Source organism: Flavobacterium sp. (assembly GCF_046153165.1).
In the GTDB taxonomy this organism is placed as follows: Bacteria; Bacteroidota; Bacteroidia; order Flavobacteriales; family Flavobacteriaceae; genus Flavobacterium.
In genome coordinates this window covers 1-15,198 of the sequence record NZ_JBJXEN010000094.1, presented here as the reverse complement: position 1 = coordinate 15,198, position 15,198 = coordinate 1, and the positions used below count along the sequence as shown (strand labels likewise).

Here is a 15,198-nt window from a genome sequence, read left to right as displayed (position 1 = left end):
AAAAAGAAATTAATAATGATGTTTTGTTAGCAAACATTATCAAGGGAATAGAAGAAGTAAAAGGTAACGACATAACAATTCTTGATTTAAGAGCATTAGAAAATACAGTTTGTGATTATTTTGTAATATGTAACGGAAATTCGAATACACAAGTAAATGCAATTGTAAACTCTGTACAAAAAGTAGTTTCGAAAGAGCTAAAAGACAAGCCTTGGCACGTAGAAGGATCAGATGTTGCGGATTGGGTTCTGATGGATTATGTTCACATTGTAGTACACGTTTTCCAAAAACACATTCGTGAATATTATAACATTGAGAGTCTTTGGGGTGATGCAAAAATCACAACTATTGAAAACAAATATTAAATAAGGTAGTTATGTCTAAAGAGATAAAAAAGAATAATTTCAAGTTTAATCCGTGGTGGATTTACGGTGTTATTACAGCTATTTTTATAACAATGTGGTTTTCTGGTCAATCTCGTTGGGTTGAACCTACAAAAACTTCAGTTTCTAAATTCTATGAGTATCTAAATGCAAATCAAGTAGAAAAAGTAGAAATTATAAATGACAAAACAGTTGAGGTTTATTTGAAAAAAGAAGCTTTATCACAAAAAGCACATTCAAAAATACCTAAAGTTGATTTGTTAAGAAAACCGAATTTAGGACCACATTATACTTTTCAAATTGCTAATAATTCTGAAAATTTTCAAACAAAATTAGATGAAGCCCAAAAAGCGCATAAACTAAATTCATTTGAGTACAAAACATCAAGTGAATGGACAGATTTAGTAGGGTTTCTACCAATTATTTTGTTAATAGGCTTCTGGATTTACATGATGAGACGCATGTCAGGTGGTGGTTCTGGTGGCGGAGGTCAGATATTTAGTATCGGAAAATCTAAAGCAAAACTTTTTGACGAGAAAACAGATATTAAAACGACTTTCAAAGACGTAGCTGGATTAGAAGGAGCAAAAGAAGAAATACAAGAAATAGTTGAGTTTCTTAAAAATCCAACAAAATATACCGATTTAGGAGGTAAAATCCCAAAAGGAGCTTTACTTGTAGGGCCTCCAGGAACTGGAAAAACATTATTAGCTAAAGCTGTTGCAGGAGAAGCTCAAGTTCCGTTTTTCTCATTATCTGGATCTGATTTTGTTGAAATGTTCGTAGGAGTTGGAGCTTCACGTGTTCGTGATTTGTTTAAACAAGCTAAAGATAAATCACCAGCTATTATTTTTATAGATGAGATTGATGCTGTGGGACGTGCTCGTGGAAAAGGAAACATGTCTGGTGGAAATGATGAACGCGAAAATACGCTAAATCAGTTATTGACAGAAATGGATGGTTTTGGAACAAATTCGAACGTAATCGTAATTGCAGCAACAAATAGAGCCGATGTTTTAGATAAAGCCTTAATGCGTGCAGGTCGTTTCGATCGTCAAATCTATGTTGATTTGCCAGATGTTCGTGAGCGTGCAGAAATTTTTGCTGTGCATCTTGCACCACTTAAAAAAGTAGAAGGTCTTGATTTAGATTTTCTAGCAAAACAAACACCTGGTTTTTCAGGAGCAGATATTGCAAATGTTTGTAATGAAGCGGCACTTATAGCGGCACGTTACAATAAAACAGCTGTCGATAAACAAGATTTCCTTGATGCTGTCGACAGAATCGTAGGAGGACTAGAAAAGAAAAATAAAATTATAACACCAGAAGAAAAGAAAGCAATTGCAATTCATGAAGCTGGTCATGCCACAGTAAGTTGGATGTTAGAACACGCAGCACCACTTATAAAAGTTACTATTGTTCCTCGTGGTCAAAGTTTGGGTGCAGCTTGGTATTTGCCAGAAGAAAGACAAATTGTGCGTCCTAATCAAATGCTAGACGAAATGTGTGCTACCATGGGAGGAAGAGCTGCAGAGAAAGTTATTTTTAACAATATTTCGACAGGAGCATTAAGTGATTTAGAAAAAGTAACTAAACAAGCTAGAGCTATGGTTACAGTTTACGGATTAAATGATAAGCTTGGTAACATAACTTATTACGATTCGTCAGGACAATCTGATTATAATTTTTCTAAACCATATTCAGAAGAAACAGCTAGAATTATTGATAAGGAAATATCATTAATGATTGAAGAACAATATCAAAGAGCTATAAAATTGTTAGAAGAGAATAAAGATAAACTAAATCAATTAGCTGATATTCTTATCGAAAAAGAAGTTATTTTTAAAGATGATTTAGAAACTATTTTTGGAAAAAGACCATTCGATAAAGAAGTTTTTGCTGAAGTGAAACCTGAAATTGTTTAAAACTTCGTTAATAACATACTTAAAAATCTCAATCTAATTAGACAATTAGATTGAGATTTTTTTATCTTTGATAGCAATTAAGTAAAAACTTGCATTTTTTTTAAGTATATGAGTCTTTTTAGAAAAATATTTGGTTCTGGTAGCGAAACAACAAACGATATTAATGAAAATGATTTTAATCCATTTCAGGATTTTCATTCTCAAATTCCTGTAGACGAGCAATTTACTCATAATTTCAAAAAAAATGGAGGTAAGTTTTTGTATTGTGAAAATACGGTCGAGCTAAATGAACAATTTGAAAATATTTTAGAAGAGAATGACTGGTTTGAATCTGAAGCAATGTGTTTAGAGTCAAGATTGTTTAAAATGCTAGAGGATAATAAAATCTCATTTGATAAGCCACAAAGCCCTAGATTTTTCTTAGCCAGTTGCGAGAACCTAATTGCAGACGAGGGTTCGATATTGTTTTCATCAAATCAAATTAAACAAAATAAACCAAACGATTTACCTGATAATATAATTTTAGTAGCTACTACAAGTCAAATTATACTAAATAAGAGTGATGGTTTGAGAGAAATAAAAAAACGTTATACTACAGATTATCCTACGAATATTACCACTTTTAAGTATTTTGAAAAAGTAAAAGAAGAAGACTTCTTGCACTACGGAAGCTCTCCAAAAAATTTATATTTATTGCTTTTAGAAGATTTGTAAAATGAATGAAAACGTAACACGTTCATTGTCTGGATTGGTTTATATATTAGTACTAGTCTTTGCAACTCTTTTTTCTAGAGAGTCCTTTTTGTTGCTTTTTGGGATATTTATGTTGCAAACTGTTCGTGAATTTTGTAATTTGATACTTTTGCCCAAAACACCAGCACTAATCGTCTCTGCATTATTGTATTTTATTTTTGGTTGCTTTTTACCAGAAAATAAATTCACCGATTTAGGACTAATTATTGCTTCAATATTTGTTTCAATCAGATTACTATTTTGGTTATTCAAAGGAAAAAATATGTTAATGGATACTCAAGGCAAATGGGTGAATTTAATAGGATATATTATTTTGCCTTTTATTTTTATTGTGAAAATCTCAATTTTTGATGGTAGTTTTGAACCAATGTTAATAATATGTATCTTTATACTCATTTGGACAAATGATACTTTCGCTTATATTGTAGGAAAGTCTATTGGAAAAAATAAATTATTTGAATCCATCTCTCCTAAAAAAACAATAGAAGGATTTGTTGGGGGTTTAGTTTTTGCAATAATTACAGCAGTTATAATAGCAAATTATTCTTTTTTAAGACCGATGTATTTTTGGATAGTAACTGCGATAATAGTTAGTGTTTTTGGTACAATTGGAGATTTGATCGAATCCAAATTTAAACGAATAGCCAATGTAAAAGATAGCGGGAATATAATGCCTGGTCATGGCGGTATGTTAGATCGATTGGATAGTATTATATTTGTGGCTCCATTTTTATTTTTATTTTATAAAATTATAGTATATGTTTCATAAAGAAGGTTCAAAAATTATTTTAATAGCAACATTATTATTTGTTGTAACGATTTTATCAGCAGGAGAATTTATTAATTTATCTTGGCTTAGATTAGGAATTCAGCTTTTGGCTTTATTTTTTTATATTATAATATTGCAGTTTTTCAGAAATCCAAACCGAGATATTATTGCCAATGATAATCAAATTGTTGCACCTGTAGATGGTAAAGTAGTTGTTATAGAAGAAGTTTTCGAACCAGAATATTTCAAAGACAAACGCTTGCAGGTTTCTATATTTATGTCTCCAATAAATGTTCATGTTACAAGATATGCTGTATCAGGACTAGTTAAATATAGCAAATATCACCCAGGGAAATTTCTAGTGGCTTGGCATCCAAAAGCCAGCACCGAAAATGAACGTACAACTGTAGTTATTGAAAATAAAGTTTTTGGAGAAATTTTATATAGACAAATTGCAGGAGCACTTGCAAAAAGAATTGTTAATTATGCAGAAGAAGGAACTCAAGTAGTTCAAGGTACCGATGCTGGATTTATAAAATTTGGTTCACGAGTAGATTTATTTTTGCCTCTAGGAACAAAAGTAAATGTGAAGCTAAACGAAGTAGCAATAGGGAATAAAACGATTATAGCTTTAAGTTAATGTCTGAAAAAGATTTAGATACACGATTTCAAGAAGCTATACAACTTGCGCTAACGATTCCTCAAGCATCGTTGCCACAAGATGTACAGTTGAGATGTTATGCCTATTATAAACAAGCAACTTTTGGTTCTTTAGGAAGTGTAAATTATTCAAATCTAGATGTTAGAGATGCTTTTAAAAATAATGCATGGTTACAAATAAGCCACATTTCTGCTGAAGAGGCAAAGGAATGTTATATCGATATTATAAATAAAATCTCAAATAAATAGTATATGAAATCTCATCAGTTATTCGTTATCACATTGGCATTAACAACTGTAGTTTCATGTAAAAAAAACACATTGGTCGAGCAAGTAGATGTTCCTGCAACTCCTATTGAAGTTGTAAAAGTAAAAGGAGGATCTAGTAAAGCAACCGATGTAAAAGCTATTGAAGGTGCTTTTAAAATGTATGAATTACCATATGTTTATAAAGCACTTGAGCCAAATTTTGATGCTACAACAATTGAAATACATTACTCTAAACACCATTTAGGATATGTGAATAACCTAAACAAAGCGGTAATAGGTACAAAATATGAATTCTTAAAATTGAATGATGTATTTAAAAACTTAAATTTAGCTGATACCGAGATTCGAAATAACGCAGGAGGTTTTTACAATCATAACTTTTTTTGGGAAAATATGTCTGCCAATGGGGGAGGAGAACCAGATGGAAATTTAATGGAGTCCATTACTAGAGATTTTGGTTCTTTTGATGCTTTTAGATCTCAGTTTACAGAAGCTTCACTCAAATTATTTGGATCGGGTTGGACTTGGTTAGTTTCTGACAAAACAGGAAAATTACGAATAGTAACTACACCAAATAATGATAATCCTCTGATGAAAAATCTAGGTTTTTCAGGCATTCCAATTCTAAATTTAGATATGTGGGAACATGCTTATTATTTAAAATTTCAGAATAGAAAGCGGGATTATGTAAATACTTTTTTTAGTGTTATAAACTGGAGTGAAGTATTAAAAAAATATGATGCTTTTCCTAAAGTTGCTGTTTCAACGAGTACAAATAACGTGGTAAATGAAACGACTGTTATTCCTGCTGAAAAAAAACAAACTTCATCAGTACCTGAGGAGTTTAAATAAATTAAATATTACTAAATTAAATTTTTCAATCTTTTTATAATATTTTTTTAAGTTCAAATGCAACTTTTATAATTTTTCCTTTTCGATCTACTTCCATAGTAATAGTTTTCCCTTCTTCAGATTGTAATAATTGAGTTATTTGTTGTAATTTATATTTAAAAGCATAAATTCCATTAATTTTGTTAATAAGATCTCCTTTTTTTAGTCCAGCTTTCTCGCCTGGAGAATCTTCCCTAACATTTGTAATTTCATATATAGGTTTAAGTAAAAAATTATATTTTACATTGGTTTTTTCTCCTTGAATAACATTAATCTCGTTGGCAACTAAATTTGTTTTTAATTCAATTTCCTCTTTTATCCATTGTAATCCATTGTGTTGAATCTCTAATCCACTCATATTATAATTAAAAGGGTCTTCAAAGTCTGAATTTTTTTTGAGATAAATCTTTTTATTTTTATAATCAAAAATGACATCAAATCTTTTAAGAATTTCTCCGCCTATAGAACCATTTCGACCTTCTACCATTTCCACATTTTGTATAGACAATGTGTCTGGAAAAGAAATTGTTGGGTAAGGTAATTTATAGTTTCCAATTTTGAATTCCTCGATTCTAGATTTTTTACCATATATGTTACCACTAAAACCGCGTCCAAGAAAATCTTTGAAATATTTTTCAGGAGATTGTATGCTTTTTTTATTTTCAAATAACCATAAAGCATCACTACCTCCTGTATCTACAAGTAACTTGGTTTTAATTTCTTTAGAGTTTAGATTTACAAGAGCTTCAATGTATGGTTTTTCTATTTCTAGAGAAATAGGAATTTCATTGTAATGTTTTAATTTTTTCAAGGAAAAATCCTGATTACTTCTATAAATATTCAAATATCTTCGATTATAATTTATTTCTATAAAATAATTTTTAAAAAATTCGTAACCAATAATACCATGTACTGGAATTCCTAATTGTGATGAAAAATTAATTTCTTGATCTAAAATGATGTATATTTCGTGATCATTATCTACAAAATCATTTATCACTATTTTATTTTTTTTAGAATGTAAAGCATCAATAGGGATCCCGCTACCTAAACCTCTTATTTTTATTTTTTCTATATGGTTAAATTGCAATGAATCAGTATCTTCTAAACTAAATAATACCGTTTTTTCTACACCAGTATCAAGTAAAAAATTAAGATTAACCCCATTTACCTGAACAGGAATTATTATTAAATTATTATTTAGCTGAAATGGGACTTTTATTTTTTTTGTATTAGATGTATATTGAAATCCTTCTTGAGAATAAGAAGATAAAAAAGTAAATAATATAAATTTTAGTAAGTATAATCTCTTCATTAAGAATGATGTTTTTTATAAAGTTACTAATTAAATTGTTTTAAAAAACAGATTTAATAATTTTGAATCATTTTTGAGGAAATTATTTAATAAAAAATTGCAAATTTGCATTTAAAATATATTATCATGCCAAAAATATCAAACAAAGGGCAACAGATGCCAGAATCTCCAATAAGAAAATTAGTTCCTTATTCGGAAATTGCTAAGAAAAATGGAAATAAAGTATATCATTTAAACATTGGTCAGCCCGATATTAAAACACCTGAAGTAGCACTAAATGCAGTAAAAAATGCTGATATTAAGATCTTGGAATACAGTCATTCTGCTGGATTTGATAGCTATAGAACAAAATTAGCTTTAAGCTATCAAAAAATAGGGTTACCTATTAATAAAGAAGATATTATTATTACAACAGGTGGATCTGAAGCTTTACTTTTTGCAATGGGAAGTACGATAGATGCTGGTGAAGAAATTATTATTCCTGAGCCTTTTTACGCAAATTACAATGGATTTGCAACTGCATCTGGAGTAAAAGTAGTTCCAGTAATTTCGACAATAGATACTGGTTTTGCTTTACCTCCTATATCAGAATTCGAAAAATTAATTACACCAAAAACTAAAGCTATACTTATTTGTAATCCAGGGAATCCTACAGGTTATTTGTATTCAGAAACTGAAATTCAACAATTAGCTGCTTTGGTTAAAAAGCATGATCTATTCTTGATTGCAGATGAAGTATATCGTGAGTTTACTTATGACGGATATAAACATTATTCCATCATGAATATTGCTGGAATAGAAGAGAATGCAATTATGATTGACTCAGTGTCGAAACGTTACAGTATGTGTGGTGCACGTATAGGTTGTATTGTTTCAAAAAATAAATCGGTTATGGCAACAGCTATGAAATTTGCACAAGCACGTTTAAGCCCACCTACATACGAGCAAATTGCCAGTGAAGCAGCTTTAGACACACCGCAAAGTTATTTCGATGAAGTAATTACCGAATATAAAGAGCGTCGAGATACGCTTATTGCAGAACTAGATAAAATTCCAGGAGTAAAAGTAGCTACTCCAAAAGGAGCGTTTTATTGTATTGCACAGCTTCCTGTAAATGATGCAGATCATTTTGCTCAATGGTTATTAGAAAGCTATAATTACAATAAAGAGACTGTTATGGTTGCTCCTGCGGCAGGTTTTTATTCCTCTCAAAATGTTGGCAAAAACGAAGTTCGTATCGCTTATGTGCTTAAAAAAGAGGATTTAATCAAATCGGTTCAAATTTTAGGAGAAGCACTAAAAGTTTATAAAAATTAGACAAATTTTTGTGGATTTTAAAAAAAGAAATAATAAAAAAAACGACCTAATAGTCGTTTTTTTTATTATTGCTTTTTTTAAAATTTAATCTTTTATATCTGTTCTTCTAGATGACTCTTGAATTTTTTCTTGATAAGCTTCCATTTCTTCGCTATATTTTTCCATTTTAGATTCAAAAATTTCCATTTCTTTTTCAAAGGCACTCATGTCAGGTTCATATGCTTCCATTTCTTTTTCGTAAGCTTCCATAGCAATTTCGTACTTTTTTATTTCGGTACTTTCCCAAGCCTTTGCATATTTATCCATTTCGTCTTCATATTTTCTGATTGCTTTTTCATCATTTAGGTTCTTTGGAAATCTAGCAGTTGGTGCAGGTGGAAAATTTGGAGGAGTTGGCGGTTTAGGCATATTGTCCAAATTTGTAACTGGCGGAGTAGGAGGAGTTGGCGGAATTGGTAATTCTTGATTTAAATTATCCAGTTCAGATAATTCACCTAAACTAACTTTAGTATTGTTATTTGCATCAGTTTCTTTGCGTAAGATAATTGGTTTAATTGGTGTATCACCAGAATACTGCAAATTCCCAGTTTTGCCACTTTTATCTTTGAACGCAATTTTAATGGTAGTAATTTCACCTTTAGAATTTCTTTTAATATCAGAATAATTGACTTCAATTCCCATTTTTTTCATCGACTTAACGTCATTTTTAATTTCATCATCTGGAGTGTCTTTTGTCCAAGTCATTTCTGAGACTTGTTTTGTGTCTGATGAAATTGATGCACTACCTTCATGATGCGATACTTTTTCTTGTGCAATAACTTTAATTTGAAATAGCATTACAAAGGCAATTAAAACTGGAAGAATCAAAGTGTACTTCCATAAATTTCTTTTTTGTGATTGATTTTTGTTTAACATAACAATTCGTTTTTTGATTAATGATTGATAAAATGAGTTGGTAATCGACAAGCAGTTGTGATCAGTAACTGCCTTTAAAAGCGTCATTTGATACGCTTTTTTATCTTCAATATTTTGTATTGCCTTTTGATCAGCAATATATTCTAGGTTTTGAGTTATAGCTTTTTTGTACAACCAAACAAATGGATTTAACCAAAAAAGGGTACAATAGATTTTTGCAATTAAAACATCTATCGAATGTTTCTCTTTACTATGTACTTTTTCATGATTTAAGATATTCTCTAGCTCGGAATTAGTGTACTTTGTCGAATTGAAAACAATGTACTTAAAAAATGAAAATGGATTTATATTTTCATTAATATCAACCATCGCAAATGGGTTGCTTACAGTGATTTCTTTATTTTTTATTAATTTGAAAAATGAAACTAGTTCAGATACTATTTTTAGTATCAAAAAGATTGAAATTATAAGATAAATTATTGAAAATACATTGTACCAATCTATTGTTGGTTCATCAACCACAGAATTAATACGAGTGTTTGTTATTGATGATAAATTATTTACAACTAATTTAGGAGCTTCTATAAGTACTATTTTTTTTATAAAAAATAACGGAATTGAAACAGATGCAAACAATCCAAATAATAAAAACCATCGATTACTATTAAAGAATGTTTCTTTTTGAACCAAAAAATAATAGGTTAAATAAAAAACAGCAATTAATAGATTTGCTTTTAAGAAGTAAATAAAAATAGCATCCATAGCATTATTTTTTTTGTTCGATAATAGCTAATATTTCACGTAATTCGTCGGCAGATATTTTGTTTTCTTCTGCAAAAAATGAAACCATATTTTTATATGAACTATTAAAATAATTATCTATTGCAGTATTCATAAAACGCTTTCTATAATCTTCAATACTTATAATTGGAAAATATTGATGCGTATTTCCATAAGCATTATAGGATACAAATCCTTTTTCTTCCAAATTTCTTATAATGGTTGAAAGTGTGTTGTAATGAGGCTTTTCTTCTGTGATTTCTGCTAAAACTTCCTTTACAAAAGCTTTTTTTAGCTTCCACAAAATCTGCATTACTTCTTCTTCTTTATTGGTTAATTTTTGCATATTTAAAATATTATAGAGCAAACATACAACTAGTATTTTAGTTACACAACTATTTTTATAGTTATTTAACTATTTTTTAAGTTGGCTGTTTTTTTAATTAAAAAAACAGCCATAATAGGCTGTTTTTGTAAATACTTTATAGAGTAAGATTTTATAAATTTTAAACTCTCTGTGTTTTTATTTCGGATTTAGCTTTTTGTAATTCTTTTTTTGCTTCTTCCATATCTTTTTTTGCCTTAATCATTTCTTCTTTTGCGTCTTTTAATTCTTTAGATAAATCTTCTTTTTTAGATTTTGAAGGTTTTTCAATTATTTTATCTTCTAATGTATTTGGCATCATTTTTTGAATCTGATTCTGCATTTTTTCTATTTCTTGCTTCAAATTCTTTACATCAAAGTCATCTTCGTTTAGATTGAAACTAAAATTTTCAGTATTAGAATTTAATTTATTTTCATTTTTCATTTTTTCAATCTCTTCCTTCGAATAATCGTTTGCGCCTTCAATTACTTTTCCATCTTCAATTACGAGTGGTTTCCGACCATTTTTTTGAATAATAATTTTCGATTTTTTAATATTAGGCTGACCATTATCTTCTAAATTAAACTTGAAAAATTCGTTACTTCCCAAAGTATCAATTTTGATTCTATTAGAGAATTGTTTTTGTAAATCATTAAAATCTAAATTTCCTAACGCAAAATTATTGTTCGATTTTAAATCACCAAAACCAATTTCGTCATTATTTTTGTAAAATTTTATTTCTGGAATTGCATTTTTGTTGTTGTATTCTTGTGAACCAGAATTTCCTTCATTGTCAGTATATTCAATTTTGATACTTACAATTTCCGATTTAGAATTTCGTTTCAGGTTAGAATATTTAATAGTAATACCATTATTTGACTTCAAAGAATTAATATCATCCTTCATTTCTTGTTCAGGAGTGTTTTTATTCCAAGTCATCACAACTGAATTGTTTTTGCTAATTTTATCCTGATTATTCTGAGCAAATATATTCGCTGGAAATACAAAAACAAACATTAAAAAACTTACAAACGTTCTCATTTCTTTCATTTTTAAATTTATATAAAACAAATTTATATGAATTTTTAAATGTAAAAAGTTTAAAATTTGTTAATTAACTATTTTTTAAGTTTCGATAAATTATTACTTTCAATTTGCACTAATCGATAAACCCAGATGCCTAAAAACACACTAATTACACCAATAATTCCCATAAACAACCAATTGGCTTGATAACCAAAATCTGAAATGATTTCCATACCAATTTTTGCACTAAGTATGTGCGCCAAACTATAACTCATGGTAAAAATAGCCATGTATCTTCCTTCATGACCTTTTGGAGCTCTACTCATCGCAAAGGAGTTAGAGAACGGAAAAACAAACATTTCGCCAAAAGTCATAAACAACATCATAACAATTAGAATTCCTGACCAAGTGTTTATTAACATTAAAAACAAACTAATAGACATAGCAATAAGACCAAAAGTTACAATTTTTACCTTGTTCATTTTTTTTCTTTCTATGTAACTTACTAATGGCATTTCCATAAAGAAGATAATCAGACCATTCATCATTAATAATAATCCAGTTTGAAACTCAGTCAAGTTAAATTGTTCTTTGTGATACAAAGGAATTGTAGTAAATAATTGAAAAAATAATATTCCTGAGATTGTACAAGCTGTTAGAAATACCCAAAAAGGTTTATCTTTAAAAACGGAATGTGTTAATACTTCTCCAGGATGTTCTTTATCTAAATAAGGTGACTTTTTCTTTTCTTTTACCATTAACCAGAAGATTAAAATAGCTAAAATACAAGTTGCACCATCTACCCAAAATAATCCTTTGTAACCTATGTTCATAATGATTAATCCTCCCATTGCTGGCCCAGCGGCAAACCCTAAGTTGATGGCGAGCCTTACTAAAGTTAGTGCTCTGGTTCTATTTTCTGGTTTTGCATAAGCACCAAGAGAGACAAACATGGCGGGACGAAACATATCGGCAATAGTCATAATGACAAACATACTTATACAAAGCCCTACAAAACTGGTAATATATTGTAATACAAAAAAGGCGATTCCGCTTGTAAATAAACTAAAAATCATGATTTTATAAAAACCAATTTTGTCTGAAAGTTTACCGCCAAGCCATGAGCCTAACATAGACCCAGTACCGAAGAAAACCATTATCCAGCCCACTTGACTATAAGAAAAATGCAAATCTTCTTTCAGATATTTAGATAAAAAAGGCAAAACCATTGTTCCTGCACGATTAATAAATGTCATTAGAGTTAAGATCCAAATCTCTCTCGAAAATCCTTTGAAGTTATTAATGTAGCGGCTAAAAACGGTTTGAAACATAAATTGAAGTATAATTTTCAAAGTTACAAAATTGCAACTTTGTAGCTTTGCAACTTTTAAACTATTTTTGCATAAAATTATTCTAATGAAAAAATATTTGTCATCACTTCTCATTCTATTTTTTGCAATTTCTTTTGCCCAAGATAAGAAGATAGAAACTTCTCAAGAATTCCAGAATAATTTGAATGAAGAGTATGCCGATAAAAAAGATAGCCCTCTTACAGAAGAAGATTTTAAGGTTTTTAAAGCATTAGATTTTTATCCAATAAATGAAAAATTCATTATTGAAGCCACCTTTCTAAGAACTAAAAAAGAGAAAGTTTTCGGAATGAAAACATCGACCACCAGACTTCCTAAATATAAAAAATATGGAGAATTATCTTTTGTGATTGATGGCAAAAAGTTTAAACTAAATGTCTATCAAAATATCGATTTATCTAAAAAAGAAGGATATGAAGATCATTTATTCTTACCTTTTTCAGATTTAACTTGTGGTAAGGAAAGTTATCTTGGTGGAAGATATATCGACATGTATTTTCCTAAATCGGAAACGGTAATTATCGATTTTAATAAAGCTTACAATCCTTATTGTGCTTACAATCACAAATACTCTTGCCCAATTGTTCCTTTGGAAAATGACTTACAAATTGAAATTTTGGCCGGTGTAAAAAAGTTTCATGACTAATGCAATACATCAATTTACATACACATAAATTTTCTAACAACCCAAATGTATTGGAAATTGTCAATCAATATCCACAAGAATTTGATTCGACTATTCCATTTTATTCTATAGGAATTCATCCTTGGTATATTAACGAAAGTAGGCTAGAAGCCGATTTGAAAATTATTGAAGAGAAATTACAATTGAAAAATTGTCTCGCTCTTGGCGAATGCGGATTAGACAAACGAATCGAAATTTCGATGGGTATTCAAACGCAAGTTTTCGAAAAACAATTGTCATTAGCTATAAAATATAAAAAACCTGTAATTTTGCATTGCGTTTCAGCTTATCAGGAAATTATTGAAATAAAAAAAAGATTAGAAGTTGAAGTTCCTATGATTATTCATGGATTTTCTAAAAATGAACAAGTAGCAAAATCACTTTTAGACAACGGATTTTATCTTTCGTTTGGAAAATATTTATTACGAAATCCAGAATTGGAATCCGTTTTTAAATTTGTTCTTAACGATAGATTTTTTTTAGAAACAGATACAATCGAGGAAACGTTAGAAGAAGTATACCAATTAGCAGCAAAATATAAAAATATAAAGGTTTCAGAATTACTGGAAATAGTTGCAACTAATTTTCAATCTGTTTTCAAATAACCGAAAAAACACACGAGCGTTAGCTAACTGACGAAGTAAATAATCGAATAAACATATTATGGCAGAGTGGACAGAAAGAGCAGAACTTTTATTCAAAAAAGAAGGTTTAAATAAATTACAAAATGCAAATATCTTGGTAGTAGGATTAGGAGGCGTAGGTTCATTTGCTGCCGAATTCCTAGTACGTGCTGGAATAGGAAAAATGACAATTGTAGATGGTGATGTGGTGGATATTACAAACATAAATCGTCAGTTGCCAGCCTTGCATTCTACTGTTGGGCAACCTAAAATAACGGTTGTTGGTGATAGATTGATGGATATAAATCCGGAATTAAAACTGACTAGAGTTCAAGAATTTCTTTCGCCAGAAAGAGCTTTCGAAATTGTTTCTGAGGAGTTCGATTATGTTCTAGATTGCATAGATAGTGTGACGCCAAAACTAAATTTGATTATTGCAGCTAAAAGAAAAAGAGTAAAAATAATTTCAAGTATGGGAGCTGGCGGAAAGATGGAAGCTGCTAAAGTAAAAGTTTCTTGTATTACTCAGGCTACAAACTGTATGTTAGCAAAAACCATCAGAAAAAGATTAAAAGCCGTAAAAATTGACAAACTAAAAGTAGTTTCTTCATCAGAAATACAAGATGAAACTAGTCTGAAAATGACAGATGGATCTAATTACAAAAAATCATTTTACGGGACAAACAGTTATATGCCAGGACTTTTTGGATTACATGCTGCGGAAACGGTGATTAGGTATTTGTTGAAGTAAACATTTGTTACGGATTCGTAGAACTCTTAACTTTATTTTCAGTAATGGTATTTAGCGTATCTTTTTTTACAGATTTTACGCTTATTATAGCCTTTTTAGGTCGTACGGGAATATAAATTTCGGTTACCCATTTCGCTGCCGATTTTTCGGTTAAGCTATTTATAGGAATAATTTCGACAACTTTATTACGGTCACTTCTCTCTAATTTATTTTTAAACATAAATTCAGATAGCTGATCTAAAGCTTCTTTCTTGTGGTTATAATTTCCTGTAAGCGTTGCTTTTACTGCCTGGAAAGGATTAGTTTGTCCTGTATAAATATCGCTTTCGGTCGAGGTGAAAACCTTCTGTTTAGTCGGAATTGCAACAGAGAAAGTTATTTTATTCGCCAAACTATCTAT

Annotated in this window: 16 protein-coding genes and 1 pseudogene; 11 read left to right on the top strand and 6 right to left on the bottom strand. The window is 29.8% G+C overall.

What is annotated here, in order from left to right:
- From rsfS to ACKVOV_RS10915, 7 genes are all read left to right on the top strand, one after another.
- Nucleotides 1-365: ribosome silencing factor (gene rsfS, locus ACKVOV_RS10945; protein ID WP_409206795.1), on the top strand; the 365-nt coding region annotated here is incomplete at its 5' end.
- An 11-nt stretch (nt 366-376) separates the two neighbouring features.
- Complete coding sequence (gene ftsH, locus ACKVOV_RS10940; protein ID WP_409206794.1) at nt 377-2,308, top strand: ATP-dependent zinc metalloprotease FtsH; 1,932 nt, start codon at nt 377-379, stop codon at nt 2,306-2,308.
- Nucleotides 2,309-2,416: 108 nt separating this feature from the next.
- Nucleotides 2,417-3,022 (top strand): LUD domain-containing protein, encoded by a 606-nt coding sequence (locus tag ACKVOV_RS10935; protein ID WP_409206793.1) that lies wholly within the window; start codon nt 2,417-2,419, stop codon nt 3,020-3,022.
- 1 nt (nt 3,023) lies between these two features.
- The gene (locus tag ACKVOV_RS10930) at nt 3,024-3,830 is read left to right on the top strand and encodes a phosphatidate cytidylyltransferase (RefSeq protein WP_409206792.1); all 807 of its coding nucleotides are present in this window, start codon (nt 3,024-3,026) and stop codon (nt 3,828-3,830) included.
- Complete coding sequence (locus ACKVOV_RS10925; RefSeq protein WP_409206791.1) at nt 3,820-4,470, top strand: phosphatidylserine decarboxylase family protein; 651 nt, start codon at nt 3,820-3,822, stop codon at nt 4,468-4,470. The genes ACKVOV_RS10930 and ACKVOV_RS10925 overlap by 11 nt, the downstream gene beginning before the upstream one ends.
- Nucleotides 4,470-4,739, top strand: a complete 270-nt coding sequence (locus ACKVOV_RS10920) for an acyl-CoA-binding protein (protein ID WP_409206790.1) — start codon at nt 4,470-4,472, stop codon at nt 4,737-4,739. The genes ACKVOV_RS10925 and ACKVOV_RS10920 overlap by 1 nt, the downstream gene beginning before the upstream one ends.
- Before the next feature lie 3 nt (nt 4,740-4,742).
- A complete protein-coding gene (locus ACKVOV_RS10915; RefSeq protein ID WP_409206789.1) occupies nt 4,743-5,612 on the top strand; it encodes a superoxide dismutase in 870 nt (289 codons plus the stop codon).
- Between the two features lie 34 nt (nt 5,613-5,646).
- On the opposite strand, the gene ACKVOV_RS10910 is transcribed toward ACKVOV_RS10915, so the two are convergent.
- Nucleotides 5,647-6,966, bottom strand: coding sequence for a PDZ domain-containing protein (locus ACKVOV_RS10910; RefSeq protein ID WP_409206788.1), 1,320 nt, complete (start codon nt 6,964-6,966; stop codon nt 5,647-5,649).
- Nucleotides 6,967-7,092: 126 nt separating this feature from the next.
- Between ACKVOV_RS10910 and ACKVOV_RS10905 the strand changes: the two genes are divergently transcribed.
- Nucleotides 7,093-8,283, top strand: coding sequence for a pyridoxal phosphate-dependent aminotransferase (locus ACKVOV_RS10905; protein ID WP_409206787.1), 1,191 nt, complete (start codon nt 7,093-7,095; stop codon nt 8,281-8,283).
- An 84-nt stretch (nt 8,284-8,367) separates the two neighbouring features.
- Here the strand turns inward: ACKVOV_RS10905 and ACKVOV_RS10900 are convergent, their stop codons facing one another.
- From ACKVOV_RS10900 to ACKVOV_RS10885, 4 genes are all read right to left on the bottom strand, one after another.
- Nucleotides 8,368-9,960 carry a M56 family metallopeptidase gene (locus ACKVOV_RS10900; protein ID WP_409206786.1) on the bottom strand — a complete coding sequence of 531 codons (1,593 nt, stop codon included), beginning with the start codon at nt 9,958-9,960 and terminating at the stop codon, nt 8,368-8,370.
- A 4-nt stretch (nt 9,961-9,964) separates the two neighbouring features.
- Nucleotides 9,965-10,324, bottom strand: coding sequence for a BlaI/MecI/CopY family transcriptional regulator (locus ACKVOV_RS10895; RefSeq protein ID WP_409206785.1), 360 nt, complete (start codon nt 10,322-10,324; stop codon nt 9,965-9,967).
- Nucleotides 10,325-10,484: 160 nt separating this feature from the next.
- The gene (locus tag ACKVOV_RS10890) at nt 10,485-11,393 is read right to left on the bottom strand and encodes a hypothetical protein (RefSeq protein WP_409206784.1); all 909 of its coding nucleotides are present in this window, start codon (nt 11,391-11,393) and stop codon (nt 10,485-10,487) included.
- 68 nt (nt 11,394-11,461) lie between these two features.
- Complete coding sequence (locus ACKVOV_RS10885) at nt 11,462-12,700, bottom strand: MDR family MFS transporter (protein ID WP_409206796.1); 1,239 nt, start codon at nt 12,698-12,700, stop codon at nt 11,462-11,464.
- Between the two features lie 85 nt (nt 12,701-12,785).
- Between ACKVOV_RS10885 and ACKVOV_RS10880 the strand changes: the two genes are divergently transcribed.
- From ACKVOV_RS10880 to ACKVOV_RS10870, 3 genes are read left to right on the top strand one after another with little or no spacing between them, the layout of a single operon-like run.
- Nucleotides 12,786-13,385 carry a DUF1684 domain-containing protein gene (locus tag ACKVOV_RS10880; RefSeq protein ID WP_409206783.1) on the top strand — a complete coding sequence of 200 codons (600 nt, stop codon included), beginning with the start codon at nt 12,786-12,788 and terminating at the stop codon, nt 13,383-13,385.
- A complete protein-coding gene (locus ACKVOV_RS10875; RefSeq protein ID WP_409206782.1) occupies nt 13,385-14,029 on the top strand; it encodes a TatD family hydrolase in 645 nt (214 codons plus the stop codon). Before ACKVOV_RS10880 ends, ACKVOV_RS10875 begins: the two co-directional genes overlap by 1 nt.
- A gap of 58 nt (nt 14,030-14,087) precedes the next feature.
- A complete protein-coding gene (locus ACKVOV_RS10870; RefSeq protein ID WP_409206781.1) occupies nt 14,088-14,798 on the top strand; it encodes a ThiF family adenylyltransferase in 711 nt (236 codons plus the stop codon).
- A gap of 7 nt (nt 14,799-14,805) precedes the next feature.
- Here the strand turns inward: ACKVOV_RS10870 and ACKVOV_RS10865 are convergent.
- Nucleotides 14,806-15,198 (bottom strand): annotated as a pseudogene (locus ACKVOV_RS10865) (AraC family transcriptional regulator); the annotation flags it as partial.